The sequence below is a fragment of the Pseudonocardia sp. McavD-2-B genome, assembly GCF_024124365.1.
GTDB classification, from domain to species: Bacteria; Actinomycetota; Actinomycetes; order Mycobacteriales; family Pseudonocardiaceae; genus Pseudonocardia; species Pseudonocardia alni.
In genome coordinates this window covers 1-14,634 of sequence record NZ_JAMXSG010000142.1, presented here as the reverse complement: position 1 = coordinate 14,634, position 14,634 = coordinate 1, and the positions used below count along the sequence as shown (strand labels likewise).

General features: G+C 75.3%; 18 protein-coding genes. 11 read left to right on the top strand and 7 right to left on the bottom strand.

Features of this window, described 5'->3' with window-relative positions; genetic code table 11:
• Positions 1–1,401, top strand: a 1,401-nt coding sequence (gene recD / locus NH602_RS18485; RefSeq protein ID WP_253068443.1) for an exodeoxyribonuclease V subunit alpha, incomplete at its 5' end; no start/stop codon positions are given.
• Between the two features lie 24 nt (positions 1,402–1,425).
• Here recD and NH602_RS18480 read toward each other — a convergent pair.
• Positions 1,426–2,253: a DedA family protein gene (locus NH602_RS18480; RefSeq protein WP_073574530.1), complete on the bottom strand. Its 828-nt coding sequence runs from the start codon at positions 2,251–2,253 to the stop codon at positions 1,426–1,428.
• A gap of 164 nt (positions 2,254–2,417) precedes the next feature.
• Here NH602_RS18480 and NH602_RS18475 point away from each other — a divergent pair, with 164 nt between their 5' ends.
• The 6 genes from NH602_RS18475 to NH602_RS18450 are packed head-to-tail and all read left to right on the top strand — an operon-like array spanning position 2,418 to position 5,590.
• A complete protein-coding gene (locus NH602_RS18475) occupies positions 2,418–3,008 on the top strand; it encodes a GNAT family N-acetyltransferase (RefSeq protein WP_253068442.1) in 591 nt (196 codons plus the stop codon).
• Positions 3,009–3,024: 16 nt separating this feature from the next.
• Positions 3,025–3,501 (top strand): NUDIX domain-containing protein, encoded by a 477-nt coding sequence (locus tag NH602_RS18470; RefSeq protein WP_374210202.1) that lies wholly within the window; start codon positions 3,025–3,027, stop codon positions 3,499–3,501.
• Positions 3,502–3,510: 9 nt separating this feature from the next.
• The gene (locus NH602_RS18465) at positions 3,511–3,765 is read left to right on the top strand and encodes a Rho termination factor N-terminal domain-containing protein (RefSeq protein ID WP_253068440.1); all 255 of its coding nucleotides are present in this window, start codon (positions 3,511–3,513) and stop codon (positions 3,763–3,765) included.
• Between the two features lie 25 nt (positions 3,766–3,790).
• On the top strand, positions 3,791–4,564 hold the full coding sequence (locus NH602_RS18460) for a 5-formyltetrahydrofolate cyclo-ligase (protein ID WP_253068439.1): 774 nt from the start codon (positions 3,791–3,793) through the stop codon (positions 4,562–4,564).
• Positions 4,561–5,076, top strand: coding sequence for an O-acetyl-ADP-ribose deacetylase (locus NH602_RS18455; protein WP_253068438.1), 516 nt, complete (start codon positions 4,561–4,563; stop codon positions 5,074–5,076). The genes NH602_RS18460 and NH602_RS18455 overlap by 4 nt, the downstream gene beginning before the upstream one ends.
• Positions 5,077–5,080: 4 nt before the next feature.
• The gene (locus NH602_RS18450) at positions 5,081–5,590 is read left to right on the top strand and encodes a gamma carbonic anhydrase family protein (protein WP_062395857.1); all 510 of its coding nucleotides are present in this window, start codon (positions 5,081–5,083) and stop codon (positions 5,588–5,590) included.
• A gap of 254 nt (positions 5,591–5,844) precedes the next feature.
• Here the strand turns inward: NH602_RS18450 and NH602_RS18445 are convergent, their stop codons facing one another.
• Positions 5,845–6,501, bottom strand: coding sequence for a maleylpyruvate isomerase family mycothiol-dependent enzyme (locus NH602_RS18445; RefSeq protein WP_253068437.1), 657 nt, complete (start codon positions 6,499–6,501; stop codon positions 5,845–5,847).
• A 10-nt stretch (positions 6,502–6,511) separates the two neighbouring features.
• Positions 6,512–7,207 (bottom strand): FadR/GntR family transcriptional regulator, encoded by a 696-nt coding sequence (locus NH602_RS18440; protein ID WP_253068436.1) that lies wholly within the window; start codon positions 7,205–7,207, stop codon positions 6,512–6,514.
• Positions 7,208–7,293: 86 nt separating this feature from the next.
• Between NH602_RS18440 and NH602_RS18435 the strand changes: the two genes are divergently transcribed.
• Genes NH602_RS18435 through NH602_RS18425 form a run of 3 tightly spaced genes read left to right on the top strand, consistent with a single transcriptional unit; the run spans position 7,294 to position 10,318 of the window.
• Positions 7,294–8,121, top strand: coding sequence for a (Fe-S)-binding protein (locus NH602_RS18435; protein ID WP_253068435.1), 828 nt, complete (start codon positions 7,294–7,296; stop codon positions 8,119–8,121).
• On the top strand, positions 8,118–9,674 hold the full coding sequence (locus NH602_RS18430) for a lactate utilization protein B (RefSeq protein WP_253068434.1): 1,557 nt from the start codon (positions 8,118–8,120) through the stop codon (positions 9,672–9,674). Before NH602_RS18435 ends, NH602_RS18430 begins: the two co-directional genes overlap by 4 nt.
• Positions 9,671–10,318, top strand: coding sequence for an LUD domain-containing protein (locus NH602_RS18425; protein WP_253068433.1), 648 nt, complete (start codon positions 9,671–9,673; stop codon positions 10,316–10,318). The genes NH602_RS18430 and NH602_RS18425 overlap by 4 nt, the downstream gene beginning before the upstream one ends.
• Here the strand turns inward: NH602_RS18425 and NH602_RS18420 are convergent.
• The gene (locus NH602_RS18420; RefSeq protein WP_253068432.1) at positions 10,311–10,973 is read right to left on the bottom strand and encodes a TetR family transcriptional regulator; all 663 of its coding nucleotides are present in this window, start codon (positions 10,971–10,973) and stop codon (positions 10,311–10,313) included. The two genes, NH602_RS18425 and NH602_RS18420, sit on opposite strands and share 8 nt — an antisense overlap.
• A gap of 100 nt (positions 10,974–11,073) precedes the next feature.
• Between NH602_RS18420 and NH602_RS18415 the strand changes: the two genes are divergently transcribed.
• Complete coding sequence (locus NH602_RS18415; protein ID WP_073574507.1) at positions 11,074–12,519, top strand: cytochrome P450; 1,446 nt, start codon at positions 11,074–11,076, stop codon at positions 12,517–12,519.
• On the opposite strand, the gene NH602_RS18410 is transcribed toward NH602_RS18415, so the two are convergent.
• Genes NH602_RS18410 through NH602_RS18400 form a run of 3 tightly spaced genes read right to left on the bottom strand, consistent with a single transcriptional unit; the run spans position 12,506 to position 14,515 of the window.
• Entirely contained in the window at positions 12,506–13,561 is a 1,056-nt protein-coding gene (locus NH602_RS18410; protein ID WP_253068431.1) for a phosphotransferase, read from the bottom strand. The genes NH602_RS18415 and NH602_RS18410 overlap by 14 nt on opposite strands.
• Entirely contained in the window at positions 13,558–14,316 is a 759-nt protein-coding gene (locus tag NH602_RS18405; protein WP_253068430.1) for an SDR family NAD(P)-dependent oxidoreductase, read from the bottom strand. Before NH602_RS18405 ends, NH602_RS18410 begins: the two co-directional genes overlap by 4 nt.
• Position 14,317: 1 nt before the next feature.
• The gene (locus NH602_RS18400; RefSeq protein ID WP_073574504.1) at positions 14,318–14,515 is read right to left on the bottom strand and encodes a hypothetical protein; all 198 of its coding nucleotides are present in this window, start codon (positions 14,513–14,515) and stop codon (positions 14,318–14,320) included.
• Positions 14,516–14,634 lie beyond the last annotated feature (119 nt).

Here is a 14,634-nt window from a genome sequence, read left to right as displayed (position 1 = left end):
GCCGCCGCGGTCGCCGCGCTGCGGCCGGTCGCCGTGATCGCCGGCGGCCCCGGCACGGGCAAGACGACGACGGTCGCGGCCCTGCTCGCCGTCCTGCACGACCTGCACCGCGCGACCGCCCCGCCCGGGGCACCGGGTCTGCGGGTGGCGCTCGCCGCGCCGACCGGGAAGGCCGCGGCACGGCTGACCCAGTCCGTCGCCGAGGCCCACGGGCGGCTGCCGGAGACCGACCGGGCCGCCGTCGCGGGGGCGACGGCGTCGACGCTGCACCGGCTGCTGGGCTCGCGGGGCACCTCGGGCCGGTTCCGCCACCACCGGGGCAACCGGCTGCCGCACGACGTCGTGGTCGTCGACGAGACGTCGATGGTGTCGCTGACGATGATGGCGCGGCTGCTGGAGGCCGTCCGGCCGGACGCCCGGCTGGTGCTGGTCGGGGACCCGGACCAGCTCGCGTCGGTGGAGGCCGGTGCGGTGCTCGGCGACCTCGCCGCCGCGGGCGGCCGGGCCGAGCCCGCCCTGCAGGACGCGCTGAGCGCCTGCGGGGCGTTCTGCGTGGACCGGCCCGTGCCGGCCTCCGGCGCCGCGGGCGCCCCCGCGCCCGCCGAGCCGGGCCCGCCCGTCGTGGTGCGCAACGGGGTGGTGCGGCTGGAGCGCAACTGGCGCTTCGACGGCACGATCGCGGACTTCGCGGCGGCCGTGCAGGGCGACGACCCCGACACCGCCGTCGCGCTGCTGCGCCGCGGCGCGGCCGACCTGTCCTTCGTCGACGGCGACGCGGCCGAGCTCGAGCCGCGCCGGCTGGACACGTTCCGCCAGGACGTGACCCGGGCCGCGGTGGACGTGATCGGGGCCGCCGAGGCCGGGGACGCCGAGCAGGCGTTGCGGGTGCTCGACGACCATCGCGTCCTCTGCGCGCACCGCCGCGGCCCGCACGGGGTGACCCGGTGGACCGCGGAGATCGAGCGATGGATCGAGACCGAGCGTCCCGGCTTCGCCGCCGAGGCCCCCTGGTACCCGGGCCGCCCGCTGCTGGTCACCACGAACGACTACGACCTGGGCCTGTTCAACGGTGACACCGGCGTGGTGGTCCGGACCGCGTCGGGGCGCCGCGCGGTGTTCGCCCGGGACAACGCCCCGGTCGCATTCGAACCGGCACGCCTCGGCGGCGTCGGCACCGTCCACGCGATGACGGTGCACCGCAGCCAGGGCAGCCAGTTCAAGCGGATCACCGTGGTGCTCCCGCCCGCGGACTCGCCGCTGATGACCCGCGAGCTGCTCTACACCGCCGTCACCCGGGCCAAGGAGTCCGTGCGGATCATCGGCACCGAGGAAGCGGTACGCGCCGCGATCGGCCGCCCGGCCGGCCGCGCGAGCGGTCTGCAGCAGCGGCTCGGGACCTGAGGTCCCGAGGCGGCGCGGGCACCGTCACGCGGCGGGCGGGGCCTGCTGCTTCTGCCTGCGGCTCGCCTGGACCGACACGAACACGACCAGCGCCAGGCTGATCCACAACGCGTACTTGTCGACGGCGAGCACCACGTCGACGGCGTCCTGCCCGAGGCCGAAGCCGAGCCCGGCGACGAGCCCGGTGATCAGCGCGGCGCCGATCGCGTCGAAGAGCAGGAACGTCGCGAGCCGCATCCTCCCCAGGCCGGCGACCGCGAACACCGCGGCGGCCGGGATGCCGGGCAGCGCGGCCGCGACGACGGCGATCGGCATCGCCCACCGCGGCCAGCTGCGGATCCGGCCGACGAACCGCTTCGCGAGGTCACCGGGCGCCCACAGCGCGACGATCTTCTCGCCCCACCGGCGCCCGGCCAGCCAGAACAGCCAGTCGAACTTGATCATTCCGAACACCCCGGCGGTGATGACGACCCACAGGTCCGCCTCGCCGATCCGGGCGAACGCCGCGCCCGCGCCGACCGCGGAGAGGCTGCCGGTGACCGCGGCGAGCCACACCGGGTGCGACGCCAGCAGGAACGGCCGCAGCGGCATCGTCACCAGCATGAACACGAGCAGGCCGAGCGTGGAGAAGACGAGCACCTTGTCGCCGCGCGACATCGGGTGGTCCCACGGCATCGCGTCGCGCCAGGCCTGCTTGCCCGCCTCGATCTCCTCCGGGCTGTAGTCGCGCCGCCACCACCGGGTCCGTGCGGGAGCCGCTCCGGGGTCGGCCGGGGCGGATCCGTCCCCGTGGTCCGCGGCGGACCCGCCGTCCCCCGTCGGTGCGGCCCGCCGGGTGTGGTCGCTCGTCATCGTCGTCCCCCTCGTCCGATGGCGTTCCATCGGAACACGACCCTAGGCGGGCCGGGGTACGGCCGGATCCGCAGCGAGGACGAGATGCCCACCGTGCCCGTCCTCGTCCGGGCGGAGGAGGACACCGCTCGGCGGCGGGCCGCGGCGCGGCTACGCTCGCGCCCGTGCCGCCGTCCGTCACACCGGCCGACGGGCCGTCGCTCGACGCCCCTGTCACCCTGCGCCCGTTGGTGCGGGCCGACCTGGCCCTCCTGCGGCGCTGGCTGGCCGCGCCGCACGTGCACCGGTGGTGGTTCCACGAGACCACCGACGAGGCGCTCGAACGCGACTTCGGGGCGGGGCTGTGCGGGGAGGAACCGGGCGAGGACCTCGTCGCCGAGCTCGGTGGTGTCCCGGTCGGGCTCGTCCAGCGCGCCCGCTGGCACGACTACCCCGAGGAGGTCGCCGCGATCGCGCCGATCCTGACGATCCCGGACGGTGCGCTGACCGTCGACTACCTCATCGGGCCGGTGGAGCTGACCGGGCGCGGGCTGGGCCCGCGGATCATCGCCGCCGCCGTCGCCGAGGGCTGGGAGCGCTACCCGGAGGCGACGGCGGTGGTCGTCCCGGTCGCGGCGGGCAACCGCGCGTCGTGCCGGGCGCTGGAGAAGGCCGGTTTCCGCCGGGTCGCGACCGGGGAGCTGCCCCCGGACAACCCGGCCGACCCTCCGCTGGCCCACGTGCACCGGCTCGACCGGCCGGCCCGTCTGGGATGATCCCCGCGTGCCTCCCGTGACCAGCGCCGGACTCCTGCTGCACCGGGCCGGGCCGGGCGGCCCTGAGGTGCTGCTCGGCCACATGGGTGGGCCGTTCTGGGCCCGCAAGGACGACCATGCCTGGTCGATGCCCAAGGGCGAGCACGGCCCCGATGAGAACCCGCTCGACGCCGCCCGCCGCGAGTTCACCGAGGAGATCGGCGCCCCGCCGCCCGACGGCGAGCCGGTCGGGCTCGGCACGGTCCGCCAGTCCCGCAAGTCCGTCACCGCCTTCGCGCTGGACGGGTCCGGCTTCACCGGCGCCGACGCCGTCGCCGACCGTCCCGACGACGGCAGCTGGGTCGAGCTGGAGTGGCCGCCCCGCTCCGGGCGCACCCTCCGCTTCCCCGAGCTGGACCGCGCCGCGTGGTTCGACCTCACCACCGCCCGGGAGAAGATCGTGAAGGGGCAGGTGCCGCTGCTGGACAGGTTGGCCGAGCTGCTCGGCGGGTAGTCGACCGCCATGGCGAGCAGCATCAAGGACGACGAGATGTACGAGCGCCTCCGCGAGGAGGGCAACTCCAAGGAGAAGTCCGCGCGGATCGCGAACGCCGCGGCCGCCGAGGGACGCGACACCGTCGGCAAGCGGGGCGGCGAGCACGGAGACTACGAGAACCAGTCCAAGGACGAGCTCTACGCCCAGGCGCAGAAGGTCGGCATCGAGGGCCGCTCGGACATGACCAAGGACGAGCTGATCGAGGCCCTGCGGAAGCACTGACCGGCGGCCTGGCAGGGTCGCGGGCATGAGCCGCCGCCACGACCACGACGCCGGGGGCGACCCCGGGACCCTCGCCCGCAAGGCCGAGCTGCGCGACGAGGTGTGGACCGCGCTGACCGAGCAGAAGGCCGCGCGGTTCCCCGGGGCGCGCAACCGGATCTCGAACTTCGTCGGGGCCGAGGCCGCGGCGCGCCGGCTGCGCGAGTTCGACGTGTGGCGGGCCGCCCGCACCGTGAAGTCCAACCCGGACTCCGCGCAGCTCCCGGTGCGCCGGTACGCGCTGGAGGACGGCAAGACCGTCTACATGGCCGTCCCGAAGCTGGCCGAGGCCGACCCGTTCTTCCTGCTCGACCCGGACGACCTCGCCGACCCGCCGCGCCTGGCGGTGTCGATCAAGAACGCCACCCGGTCGGCGCGCCGGGTCGCCGTCGCGGACCTGGAGCCGGTCGACCTCGTCGTCACCGGCTGCGTTGCGGTCGGCGCCGACGGGGCGCGGCTGGGCAAGGGCGGCGGGTTCGCCGACCTGGAGTTCGCACTGGCCCGCGAGGCCGGACTGATCTCCGACGACACGCTGGTCGTCACCACGGTCCACGAGCTGCAGCTACGCGACGCCGGGGTGATCCCGTGGGCCTCGCACGACGCCCCGGTGGACCTGGTCGTCACCCCGGACCGGGTGGTCGACTGCCGCGAGCACCGGCGGTCCCGCCCGGACGGCGGCATCGTCTGGGACTCGCTCACCGAGGACAAGATCGCGGCCATCCCGCTGCTGGGTCGGCTGCGCGAGGAGGCACGCGCATGAGGATCGTCTGCGAGCGCGGGGACATCACCGAGGCCCGGGTCGACGCCGTCGTCAACGCCGCCAACTCCGGCCTGCGCGGCGGGGGTGGCGTCGACGGCGCCATCCACCGGCGTGGCGGGCCCGCGATCCTCGCCGAGTGCGAGCGGCTGCGCGCCGTCGACCTGCCCGACGGGCTCCCCACCGGACAGGCCGTCGCGACGACCGCCGGGGACCTGCCCGCCCGCTGGGTGATCCACACCGTCGGACCGGTGTACGCGCGGCGAGTGGACCGCTCGGCGCTGCTGGCGAGCGCCTACCGCGAGTCGCTGCGGGTCGCCGACTCCCTCGGCGCCCGGACCGTCGCGTTCCCCGCTGTCTCGGCCGGGGTCTACGGGTGGCCGGTCGCCGACGCCGCCCGGATCGCCGTCGCCACCGTCCGCGAGGTCGCCGAGGCGGGCACCGCGGTGACCGAGGTCCGGTTCGTCCTGTTCAGCGACGACGTCCTCGCCGCGTTCGAGACCGCCCTAGGCTGATCCCATGATCACCGTGAACGGCCACACCCCGCAGGTCCACGAGCAGGCCTGGGTGGCGCCCGGCGCCGTGCTCGCCGGCGAGGTGAGCGTCGGTCCGGAGACCGGGATCTGGTACACGTGCGTGATCCGGGCCGACCTCGCACCGATCACCCTCGGCGCCCGCACCAACGTCCAGGACGGCTCCGTCCTGCACGCCGACCCCGGCTTCCCCGCAACCATCGGCGACGGCGTCACCATCGGCCACCGCGCCGTCGTGCACGGCTGCACCGTCGAGGACGACGTGCTGATCGGCATGGGCGCGGTACTCATGAACGGGGTGCACGTCGGCGCCGGGTCGCTGATCGCCGCGGGCGCGGTGCTCACCCAGGGCACGGTCGTACCGCCCGGGTCGCTGGTCGCCGGGGTGCCGGGAAAGGTACGCCGCGAGCTCGGCGAGGCCGAACGGAACTCGATCCCGCTGTCGGCCGCCGCCTACGTCCACCTGCTGGGCCTGCACCGCGACGCGAACGCCTGACCCACCGGTCGCCGGTGCCCCGACCCCACACGATCCGGTCCCCCGGTCACCGGCCCGCCGGGCCACTCGCGGCCCCGCACACCGGTCCGCTCGCCGGGCCGGAGAACGCGCGCCCGATCGAGCGCGCGTTCTCCGGTTCGGCGCACATGAACGGGACGCGGGACCGGCGCCTGGACCGGCCGCGGGAGCGACGCGTGAACGGAGCGACGCGTCGACCGGGGCGACGGATGCGGGATGACCGGAGGACTGCGGCGTCAGCGCCCGGTCAGCCGGGCGGCGAGCGTCGCGACGCCGTCCCCCGTCAGCCGGTCCAGCACGGCCGGGCGTCCGCAGGCGGCCAGCAGGACGTCGACGCCGTGTCCCCGGACCTCCGCGCCCTCGCCCCGCGCGAACCCGGCGTCGTCGGCGACGAACCGCAGGCCCGCCAGCCGGCGCCGGGTGGTGAACGCGAGCGGGACCGTCCCGACCACGAAGTCGAGCGCGATGCGCACGTCGACGGGGTCGGGGTCGAACGGCAGCCCGAGCGGGACGGTGACGTCGGCGGTGTGCACGATCGCGTCGGTCATCGGGCCCCGCGCACCGATGCCGGGAGGGGCGAAGGAGCTGTCGGCACGGTCGCGCAGGACCGCGACCAGCTCCTCGACCGGGCGGGCGGCGTCCCGCCGCGCGGCCCGGTCGACCGCCCGGTCCACGTTCCCGCGCGCCCGCAGCACCTGGACCAGGAACGACGGCACCGTCGTGGTCAGCGCGGACACCAGGTGCCCGGCGACGGTCCGCACGTCCCACCCGGCGCACAGGCTCGGCGCCGCGAGCTGCGCGGCGTCGAGTGAGGAGACGAGGTCGGCGAACTCGCGACGGTACCGGGCGGACACCGCGACGACGGCGGCGTCGGGCAGGTCGGAGGTGGTCACGGCGGTGAGCCTAGGCAGGTCCGACCCGGCCGTGGAAGGCGCGGATGTGCGCCTCGATCCGGTCCGCGGCCAGCGTCCCGTCGCCGTCGGCGAGCGCCGCGTGGATCTCCCGATGCTCGGCCCGCAGCCGCTCGCGCAGCGCGGGCCAGTCCCCCTGGGTCTGCATCGCGTCGAGCAGCATCCCGCGCACCGACTCCCGGATCGCCCGGGTCAGCTCCCCCACCAGGCGGTTACCGGCCGCCGCGGCGATCGCGACGTGGAAGGCGATGTCGGCGTCGCTGAAGGCGGCCGGGTCGAGGTCGTCGTCCATGACGTCCAGCGCGGCCGTCCACTCCAGCAGGTCCGACGCCGAGCGCCGGCGCGCGGCCAGCCCGGCGGAGAACCGCTCGAACATGACCCGGGCCTCGGTGACGTCGTCCACCGGGAACGAGTCGACCGCCAGGTGCAGGGCCAGCACCCGGCCGAGTGCCCGCGCCGGGGCCGGCACGACGACCGTCCCGGAGTCCGCGCCGGTGCCCACCTGTGAGCGGATCACGCCCTGGGCCTGCAGCACCCGCAGTGCCTCGCGGACCGCCTGGCGGGACGCGCCCAGCGTCGCGGCGAGCTCGCGCTCCGGCGGCAGCCGGTCCCCCGGGCGCCACTCGCCACTCGTCAGGCGCTCCTCGACGTGGGCGAGCACCATCTCGTGGGCGGCGGGAACACGCACGTCGTCCTCCTGCTTGTGTGTGGTCCGACCATACCGCTACCTTGGTCGGACCACACCCTCCGTCCCACCACTTCACCGGAGGCGCCATGCCGATCCCCCGGCCCCGCGTCGGCCTCATGGTCACGTGTCTCAACGACGCCCTGTTCCCGGACACCGGCAGGGCCGTCGTGTCCCTGCTGCGCCGGCTCGGCGTCGACGTCGAGTTCCCCGCCGCGCAGACCTGCTGCGGGCAGCCGATGGTCAACACCGGCTACCTCGACGAGGCCGTCCCGCTCGTCCGCAACCACCTCGACGCCTTCGCCGGGTACGACGCGATCCTCGCGCCGTCCGGGTCGTGCGCGGGCTCGGTGCGCCACCAGCACGGCCTGGTCGCGCGCCGCTCCGGAGACCCGGGCCTGGTCCGCGGCGTCGAGTCCGCACCGCCGGTGTACGAGCTGAGCGAGTACCTGGTCGACGTCCTCGGCGTCGCCGACGTCGGGGCCTACTTCCCGCACCGCGTCACCTACCACCCGACCTGCCACTCGCTGCGGATGCTGGGGGTCGGCGACCGGCCGACCCGGCTGCTGCGCGCGGTCCGCGGGCTGACCCTGCTCGACCTGCCGGGCTCGGGCGAGTGCTGCGGGTTCGGCGGGACGTTCGCGGTGAAGAACTCCGAGACCTCGATCGCGATGGGCAACGACAAGGCCCGCCACGTCCGTTCGACCGGCGCGGAGGTGCTCGTCGCCGGGGACAACTCGTGCCTGATGCACGTGGGCGGGCTGCTGTCGCGGCAGCGGTCGGGGATGCGGGTCATGCACTTGGCCGAGGTGCTGGCGCAGACCGAGCCCGTGGTCGAGCGGCGCACCGAGCGGGCCGCGGACCCGACGAGCGTCGGCAGCGCGGTCCCGGACGCGACGACGGAGGCGGTCCGATGAGCGGCACGTTCCTCGGCACACCGGCGTTCCCGGCGGCGGCGCGCGCCGCACTGGAGGACTCCCAGCTGCGCCGCAACCTGGCCCACGCCACGTCCACCATCCGCACCAAGCGCGGCAACGTCGTCGGCGAGGTCGACGACTGGGAGCAGCTGCGCCTGGCCGGTGAGGCCATCAAGAACCGGGTGCTGCGGCACCTGCCCGACTACCTGGAGCAGCTGGAACGGTCGCTGACGGCGGCCGGCGCCACCGTGCACTGGGCGCGCGACGCGGCCGAGGCGAACGCGGTCGTCGTCGACATCGCGCGGCGGCACGGCACCGACGAGGTCGTCAAGGTCAAGTCGATGGCCACCCAGGAGATCGACCTGAACTCGGCGCTGGAGGCCGCGGGCATCCACGCCTGGGAGACCGACCTCGCCGAGCTGATCGTGCAGCTCGGGGACGACCTGCCCAGCCACATCCTGGTCCCGGCGATCCACCGCAACCGCGCGGAGATCCGGGAGATCTTCCTGCGCGAGATGGGCCGCGCCGGGCGCGCCGCCCCGGCGGACCTGACCGACGAACCGGCGCGCCTGGCCGCCGCGGCCCGGGAGCACCTGCGGGAGAAGTTCCTGCGGGCGAAGGTGGCGGTGTCGGGGGCGAACTTCGCCGTCGCCGAGACCGGGACGCTCACCGTCGTCGAGTCCGAGGGCAACGGCCGGATGTGCCTGACCCTGCCCGAGGTGCTGGTGTCGGTGGTCGGGATCGAGAAGGTCCTGCCGACCTTCCAGGACCTGGACGTGATGCTGCAGCTGCTCCCCCGGTCCTCGACCGGGGAGCGGATGAACCCCTACACCTCCACCTGGACCGGGGTCACCCCCGGCGACGGGCCGCAGGAGGTGCACGTGGTGCTGCTGGACAACGGCCGCACCGACGTGCTCGCCGACCCGACCGGGCGGCAGGCGCTGCGCTGCATCCGCTGCTCGGCCTGTCTGAACGTGTGCCCGGTCTACGAGCGCACCGGCGGGCACGCCTACGGCTCGGTCTACCCGGGCCCGATCGGCGCGATCCTCACCCCGCAGCTGCGGGGGGTGGGCACCGACCCGCAGACCGACTCGCTGCCGTACGCGTCCAGCCTGTGCGGGGCGTGTTTCGAGGTCTGCCCGGTCCGCATCGACATCCCCGAGGTGCTGGTGCACCTGCGCGCCGAGGTGGTCGACGCCCACCGGAAGGCGAGCCGCGTGCCGTCGGTGCAGGACGTCGCGATGAAGGCGGCGTCGTGGACGCTGTCCTCGGCCGCGCGCACCGGCGCGGCCGAACGCGTCGCCGGGATCGGCGGGAAGCTGGCCGGACGGCTGGGCCGCACCGCGCCCGGTGGGCGCAGCATCCTCGGTGCGGTCCCCGGCCCGGCGAGCGCCTGGTCCGACTCGCGCGACGTGCCGGTACCGGCAGCCGAGTCCTTCCGGGAGTGGTGGACCAGGACCGACGGCGGGCGGAGCCGGAGCGACAACACCGACGGCGGGCGGAGCCGGAGCGACGACACCGACGGCGGGCGCAGGAACGGGGACGGGGCATGAGCGCGCGCGAGGCGATCCTGGCGAAGGCCCGGCGGGCCCTGACCGACGTGCCCGACGTCGAGCCGGTGCTCGACGTCGAGGTGGTCCGGCCGGTCCCCGACCGGTCGCTGCCGCACGCGCAGGTCGTCGACCTGTTCGACGAGCGGGTCGCGGACTACCGCGCCGTCGTCGAGCGGGCGGACCCGGGCACCGCGGCGGCGCGGGTCGCCGGTGCCCTGGCCGGCCGGTCCCCGCTCGCGGGCTCCGGCCCGCTGCGGATCCTGGTGCCGCCGGGCTTCCCGGCCGGTCTGGTGCCCGACGACGTCGAGGTCGTCCCGGACGGGCCGGACGTCGCGGTGTCGGAGCTGGACCGCTGCGACGGCGTGCTGTCGACGGCCGCGGTCGGCATCGCCGAGACCGGCACGATCATCCTCGACCACGGTCCGGGCCAGGGCCGGCGCGCCGCGACGCTGGTCCCCGACCTGCACGTCTGCGTGATCCGCGCCGACCAGGTCGTGGCCGGTGTGCCGGAGGCGGTGGCGGCGCTGGACCCGGCGCGGCCGCACACCTGGATCAGCGGGCCGAGCGCGACCAGCGACATCGAGCTGGACCGGGTGGAGGGCGTGCACGGGCCGCGGACACTGCACGTGGTGATGGTCAGCTGACGGTTCCGGCGGGGCCGGCGCTGGTGGTGGCGCCGGACGTGCCGCGGCTGCCCCGCGGGGCGGGCGACGCCGTCCGGAGCTGGGCGTCGCCGAGCGTCCGCACCACCACCGTCGCGATGTCCGCCGCCGAGCGCGCGGCCGGGCCCGTGGGCAGCACCATGTGGCTGACGGTGAGCCGGGCGGCGGTCTGGGCGGCGAGCCGGACGTCCTGCTCGCGGGCCCCGGGCCTGACCCGGCGCAGGTAGCCCGCGGACCGCTCGGCCGCGGCCGCGATGATCGGACCGGAGTCGGCGCCGAACGCGGACGGGACCGCCGCGTCGCCGCTGAGCAGGGCCTTGATCAGCGGGTTCTCCCCCGCCTCGGTGAGGGCGGCGTCGACCGCGGCGACCCAGGCCGAGTACAGGTCGGACTCTCCGTCGAGGGCGGCCTCGATCCGGTCGAGAAACCGGTCGGTGGCGCGCAGCATCAGGGCCGCGGCGAGGCCGTCACGGTCGCCGAACTCGCTGTAGAGGGTCTGCCTGCTGACCCCGACCCGGCGGGCGAGCTCGGGCATCGACGGGCGTTCCCCGGCGACCGCGAGGCGTTCGGCGACGTCGAGGACCTCACCGCGCAGCTCGTCGCGGGCCCGCCGCGCCATCGTCCGCCGCTCGCTCATGGAAGACATCATGACACGACCCGTCCATCACCTGGACAGTTCTGCCGGATGTGTCTAACTTCGGCGGGGACACCGACGTCGAGGCCCGAGGAGCAATACCGTGAAGCTGGTGCAGCAGGCGCGTGAGCGCTGGTCGTCCGTCCTGACCCTGCCCGCGCCCGACCGGCTCGACGACGCGCTGCTCGCCACCGGCGCCCGGAGCCACCGTCCCGCGCCGTTCGGCCCGGCACCGCACGGGCTGGCCGAGGTCCCCGGTGACGAGGGCATGCCGCTGCTCGGCCACGCGCTGGCCTACATCCGGTTCGGGCACCGCTTCACCCGCGCCCGCACCGAGGCACTCGGCCCGGTGTGGTGGATGCGGTCCCCGGTCGGCCGGGCGATCGTCGTGACCGGCCCGGCCGCGACCCGGGAGGTGCTCACCAACCGGGACAAGGCGTTCTCCCAGGAGGGGTGGCGCGCGACGGTCGACGCGTTCTTCCACCGCGGCCTGATGCTGCTCGACTTCGACGAGCACCGCGCGCACCGGCGGATCATGCAGGAGGCCTTCACCGCCGACCGGATCTCCAGCTACGTCGCCGCGACCACCCCCGTCGTGCGCGAGGTGCTGCCGACCTGGCCGGAGCGGCTGCGGCTCTACCCGGCGCTCAAGCGGCTCACCCTGGACGTCGCGCAGGCGGTGTTCATGGACGCCCGCTCCGGGCCGGAGGCCGAGGCGGTGAACCGGGCGTTCGTCGACTGCGTCCGGGCCGCGAACTCCTTCGTCCGCAAGGACCTGCCCGGCACCCGGTGGCGGCGCGGGCTGCGCGGGCGGGTGGTGCTGGAGAACTGGTTCCGGGAGAACCTGGCGGCCAAGCGCGCGGGCGAGGGCACCGACCTGTTCTCCGCGCTGTGCCACGCCCGCACCGACGACGGCGAGACGTTCTCCGACGACGACGTCGTCAACCACATGATCTTCCTGATGATGGCCGCGCACGACACGTCGACCACCACGACGGCGTCGGCGGCGCACCACCTCGCGCGCCACCCGGTCTGGCAGGAGCGCTGCCGCGCCGAGTCCGACGCACTCGCCGAGCGGATCGGGGACCGCGCCCCGACCGTGGCCGAGCTGCGCGAGCTGACCTCGCTGGACCTGGTGATCCGGGAGGCCCTGCGGCTCGACGCGCCGGTACCGCTGGTCATGCGGACGGCGGTGAAGGACACCGCGGTCGCCGGGCACCACGTGCCGGCGGCGACGCGGGTCGTCGTCGCGCAGGCGGTGAACCACTACGACCGGTCCTGCTGGACCGACCCGGAGCGCTTCGACCCCGAGCGGTTCGGCCCGGACCGGCGCGAGGACCGCTCCGACCGCGACGCGTGGATCCCGTTCGGCGGTGGCGTGCACAAGTGCATCGGGCTGCACTTCGGGACCCTGGAGGTCACCGCGATCCTGCACGAGATGCTGCGCCGCTACCGGTGGAGCGTCGAGCCGTCCTACCGGCTGCGCTGGGACAACACCTCGCTGCCGGTGCCGGTGGGCGGCATCCCGGTGCGGCTCACCCCGCGCTGACGGCCCACTCGTCGCGGGCGATCCGCACGGCCAGCTCCAGCAGCGCGACGGCCGCGCCGTGCAGCCGCTCCCCCACCGCGCGGTCCGCCTCGCCCGCGGCGACCCGCGCCCAGGTGCCCTCCAGCACGACGCCGAGCTTGAACGCGGCCAGCCCCGCGTACCAGGTGGTGCCGGTGGTGTCGCGGCCGCCGGCGTCGGCGTAGGCGGCGACGAGCTCGGCCCGGGTGGGGAGCCCGCCGTACCCGGCGAGCTCGGTCCCGGCGCCGAACCCGACCGGGTCGACCGGCCACGTGACCAGCAGCCAGCCGAGGTCGAGCAGCGGGTCGCCGACGGTGCACATCTCCCAGTCGACCAGCGCGGCCACCCGAGGCCGGGTCCGGTCCAGCAGCACGTTGTTCAGGTGCAGGTCCCCGTGCGCGACGCCCGGTTCCGGCTCGGGCGGCCGGTGACGGGTCAGCCAGTCCGCGGCGACGGCCACGTCGGGCAGGTCGCCCGGGTCGTAGCCGGGCACCTCGGAGTAGGACGCCAGCTGCTCGGTCCAGCGCGGCACCTGCCGTTCCAGGAACGGGCCGGGGCGGCGCAGCCCGTCGAGCCCGACGGCGGCCGGGTCGAGACGTCCCAGCCGTGCCGCGGCCCGGGCCACGTCGAGCACCGCGCCGTGCCTCAGCGCCGTGGTCGCGGCCTGCTCGGGCGAGACCCGCTCGCCGGGGTTGACGCCGTCCACGTCGGACATCAGGTAGAACGGCCTGCCGAGCACCTCGGCGTCGGTGCAGGCGGCGACGAGCTCCGGGTGCGGCACGTCGGTGCCGCGCAGCGCGCCGAGCACGGTGATCTCACGGGCGATGGTGCGGGCCGACCCCGGCCGCGGGTGCACCGGCGGGGAGCGCAGGACCAGCGGCCTGCCGTCGACGACGGTGCGCAGCACCACGTTCTGGGTGCCGCCGCCGACCGGTTCCTGCTCGCCGGACCAGTTGCCGAGGCCCTGGTCGCGCAGCCAGGCCCCGAGCGCGGCACGGTCGACGACGTCGGCCGGGGACCTCACGTCGACCACGCCATCCCGCCGTCGACCTTGATCGTCGCGCCGGTCGTGTAGCCGGCGTCCGGGCCGGTCAGGTAGAGGATCGCGCCGACGACCTCAGCGGCCTCCCCCACCCGTCCGGCGGGGACGGTGCCGGCGATCCGCGTATGGAACTCCTCGGTCCAGTGCTCGGCGATGTCGGTCCGGACCGGGCCCGGCATCACCGTGTTGACCCGCACCGACGGCGCGTAGGCGCGGGCGAGCCCGACGGTCAGGGCGTTGAGCCCGGCCTTGGCCAGCGCATAGGGCAGCTCGCCGGGGCCCGGCATCACCGCCGCGACCGAGGAGACGTTCACGATCGCGCCGCCGCCCGCCGCGGCCATGAGCTCCCCGCAGCGGGCCCCGAGCCGGTAGGCGCCGCGCAGGTTCACCGCGAGGACCTTGTCGAACAGCTCCTCGGTGACCTCGGTGAGCGTCCCGTAGAGCGGGGACATCCCGGCATTGTTGACCAGCACGTCGATGCGGCCGTACTCGGCGAGCACCCGGTCCACCAGGGCGTCGCAGTCCGCCCAGCGGCCCACGTGGCAGCCGACGCCCAGTGCCGGCGTGCCGTGCTCCGCGGTCAGCTCCGCGGCCAGCGCGGTGCACGCCTCGGCCCTGCGGCTGGCGACGACGACGGTGTCGCCGCGGGCCGCGTACGCCGCGCACGCCGCCCGCCCGATCCCCCGGCTCCCGCCGGTGACGACGACGACCCGGCCTCCGTCGCTCGACGCGCTCATCTCAGGACGCCCCGGAGCCCCCGGCGTTCCACTCACGGTCCTTGCGGTCCTCGGACTCGGTGCGCTCCTTGGCGATCTCCAGCGCGCGGGCCGCGGTGGCCTTGTCCGGGTACGGACCGAGCCGGTCGGCCGACCGGCAGCCGTCGGCGGTCTCCACGGTGCCGTGCTTGAGGCAGTAGAACCATTGCTCGTCGCTCACTGGTCCACCCTCCGGGTGTCGGTGATCGTGATTGGGTTGCCGATGCGCCCGAGGTGCCGCTGGGTCATCGCCCTGCTCGCTCGACTCGGTTGAGGTCCAGCATGAGATCTGCGGGGCCC

Coding starts and splice junctions, on each gene's coding strand:
- NH602_RS18480 (WP_073574530.1), bottom strand. CDS start 2,253: ATGACGAGCGACCACACCCGGCGGGCCGCACCGACGGGGGACGGCGGG.
- NH602_RS18465 (WP_253068440.1), top strand. CDS start 3,511: ATGGCGAGCAGCATCAAGGACGACGAGATGTACGAGCGCCTCCGCGAG.
- NH602_RS18460 (WP_253068439.1), top strand. CDS start 3,791: ATGAGCCGCCGCCACGACCACGACGCCGGGGGCGACCCCGGGACCCTC.
- NH602_RS18455 (WP_253068438.1), top strand. CDS start 4,561: ATGAGGATCGTCTGCGAGCGCGGGGACATCACCGAGGCCCGGGTCGAC.
- NH602_RS18450 (WP_062395857.1), top strand. CDS start 5,081: ATGATCACCGTGAACGGCCACACCCCGCAGGTCCACGAGCAGGCCTGG.
- NH602_RS18435 (WP_253068435.1), top strand. CDS start 7,294: ATGCCGATCCCCCGGCCCCGCGTCGGCCTCATGGTCACGTGTCTCAAC.
- NH602_RS18430 (WP_253068434.1), top strand. CDS start 8,118: ATGAGCGGCACGTTCCTCGGCACACCGGCGTTCCCGGCGGCGGCGCGC.
- NH602_RS18425 (WP_253068433.1), top strand. CDS start 9,671: ATGAGCGCGCGCGAGGCGATCCTGGCGAAGGCCCGGCGGGCCCTGACC.
- NH602_RS18420 (WP_253068432.1), bottom strand. CDS start 10,973: ATGAGCGAGCGGCGGACGATGGCGCGGCGGGCCCGCGACGAGCTGCGC.
- NH602_RS18405 (WP_253068430.1), bottom strand. CDS start 14,316: ATGAGCGCGTCGAGCGACGGAGGCCGGGTCGTCGTCGTCACCGGCGGG.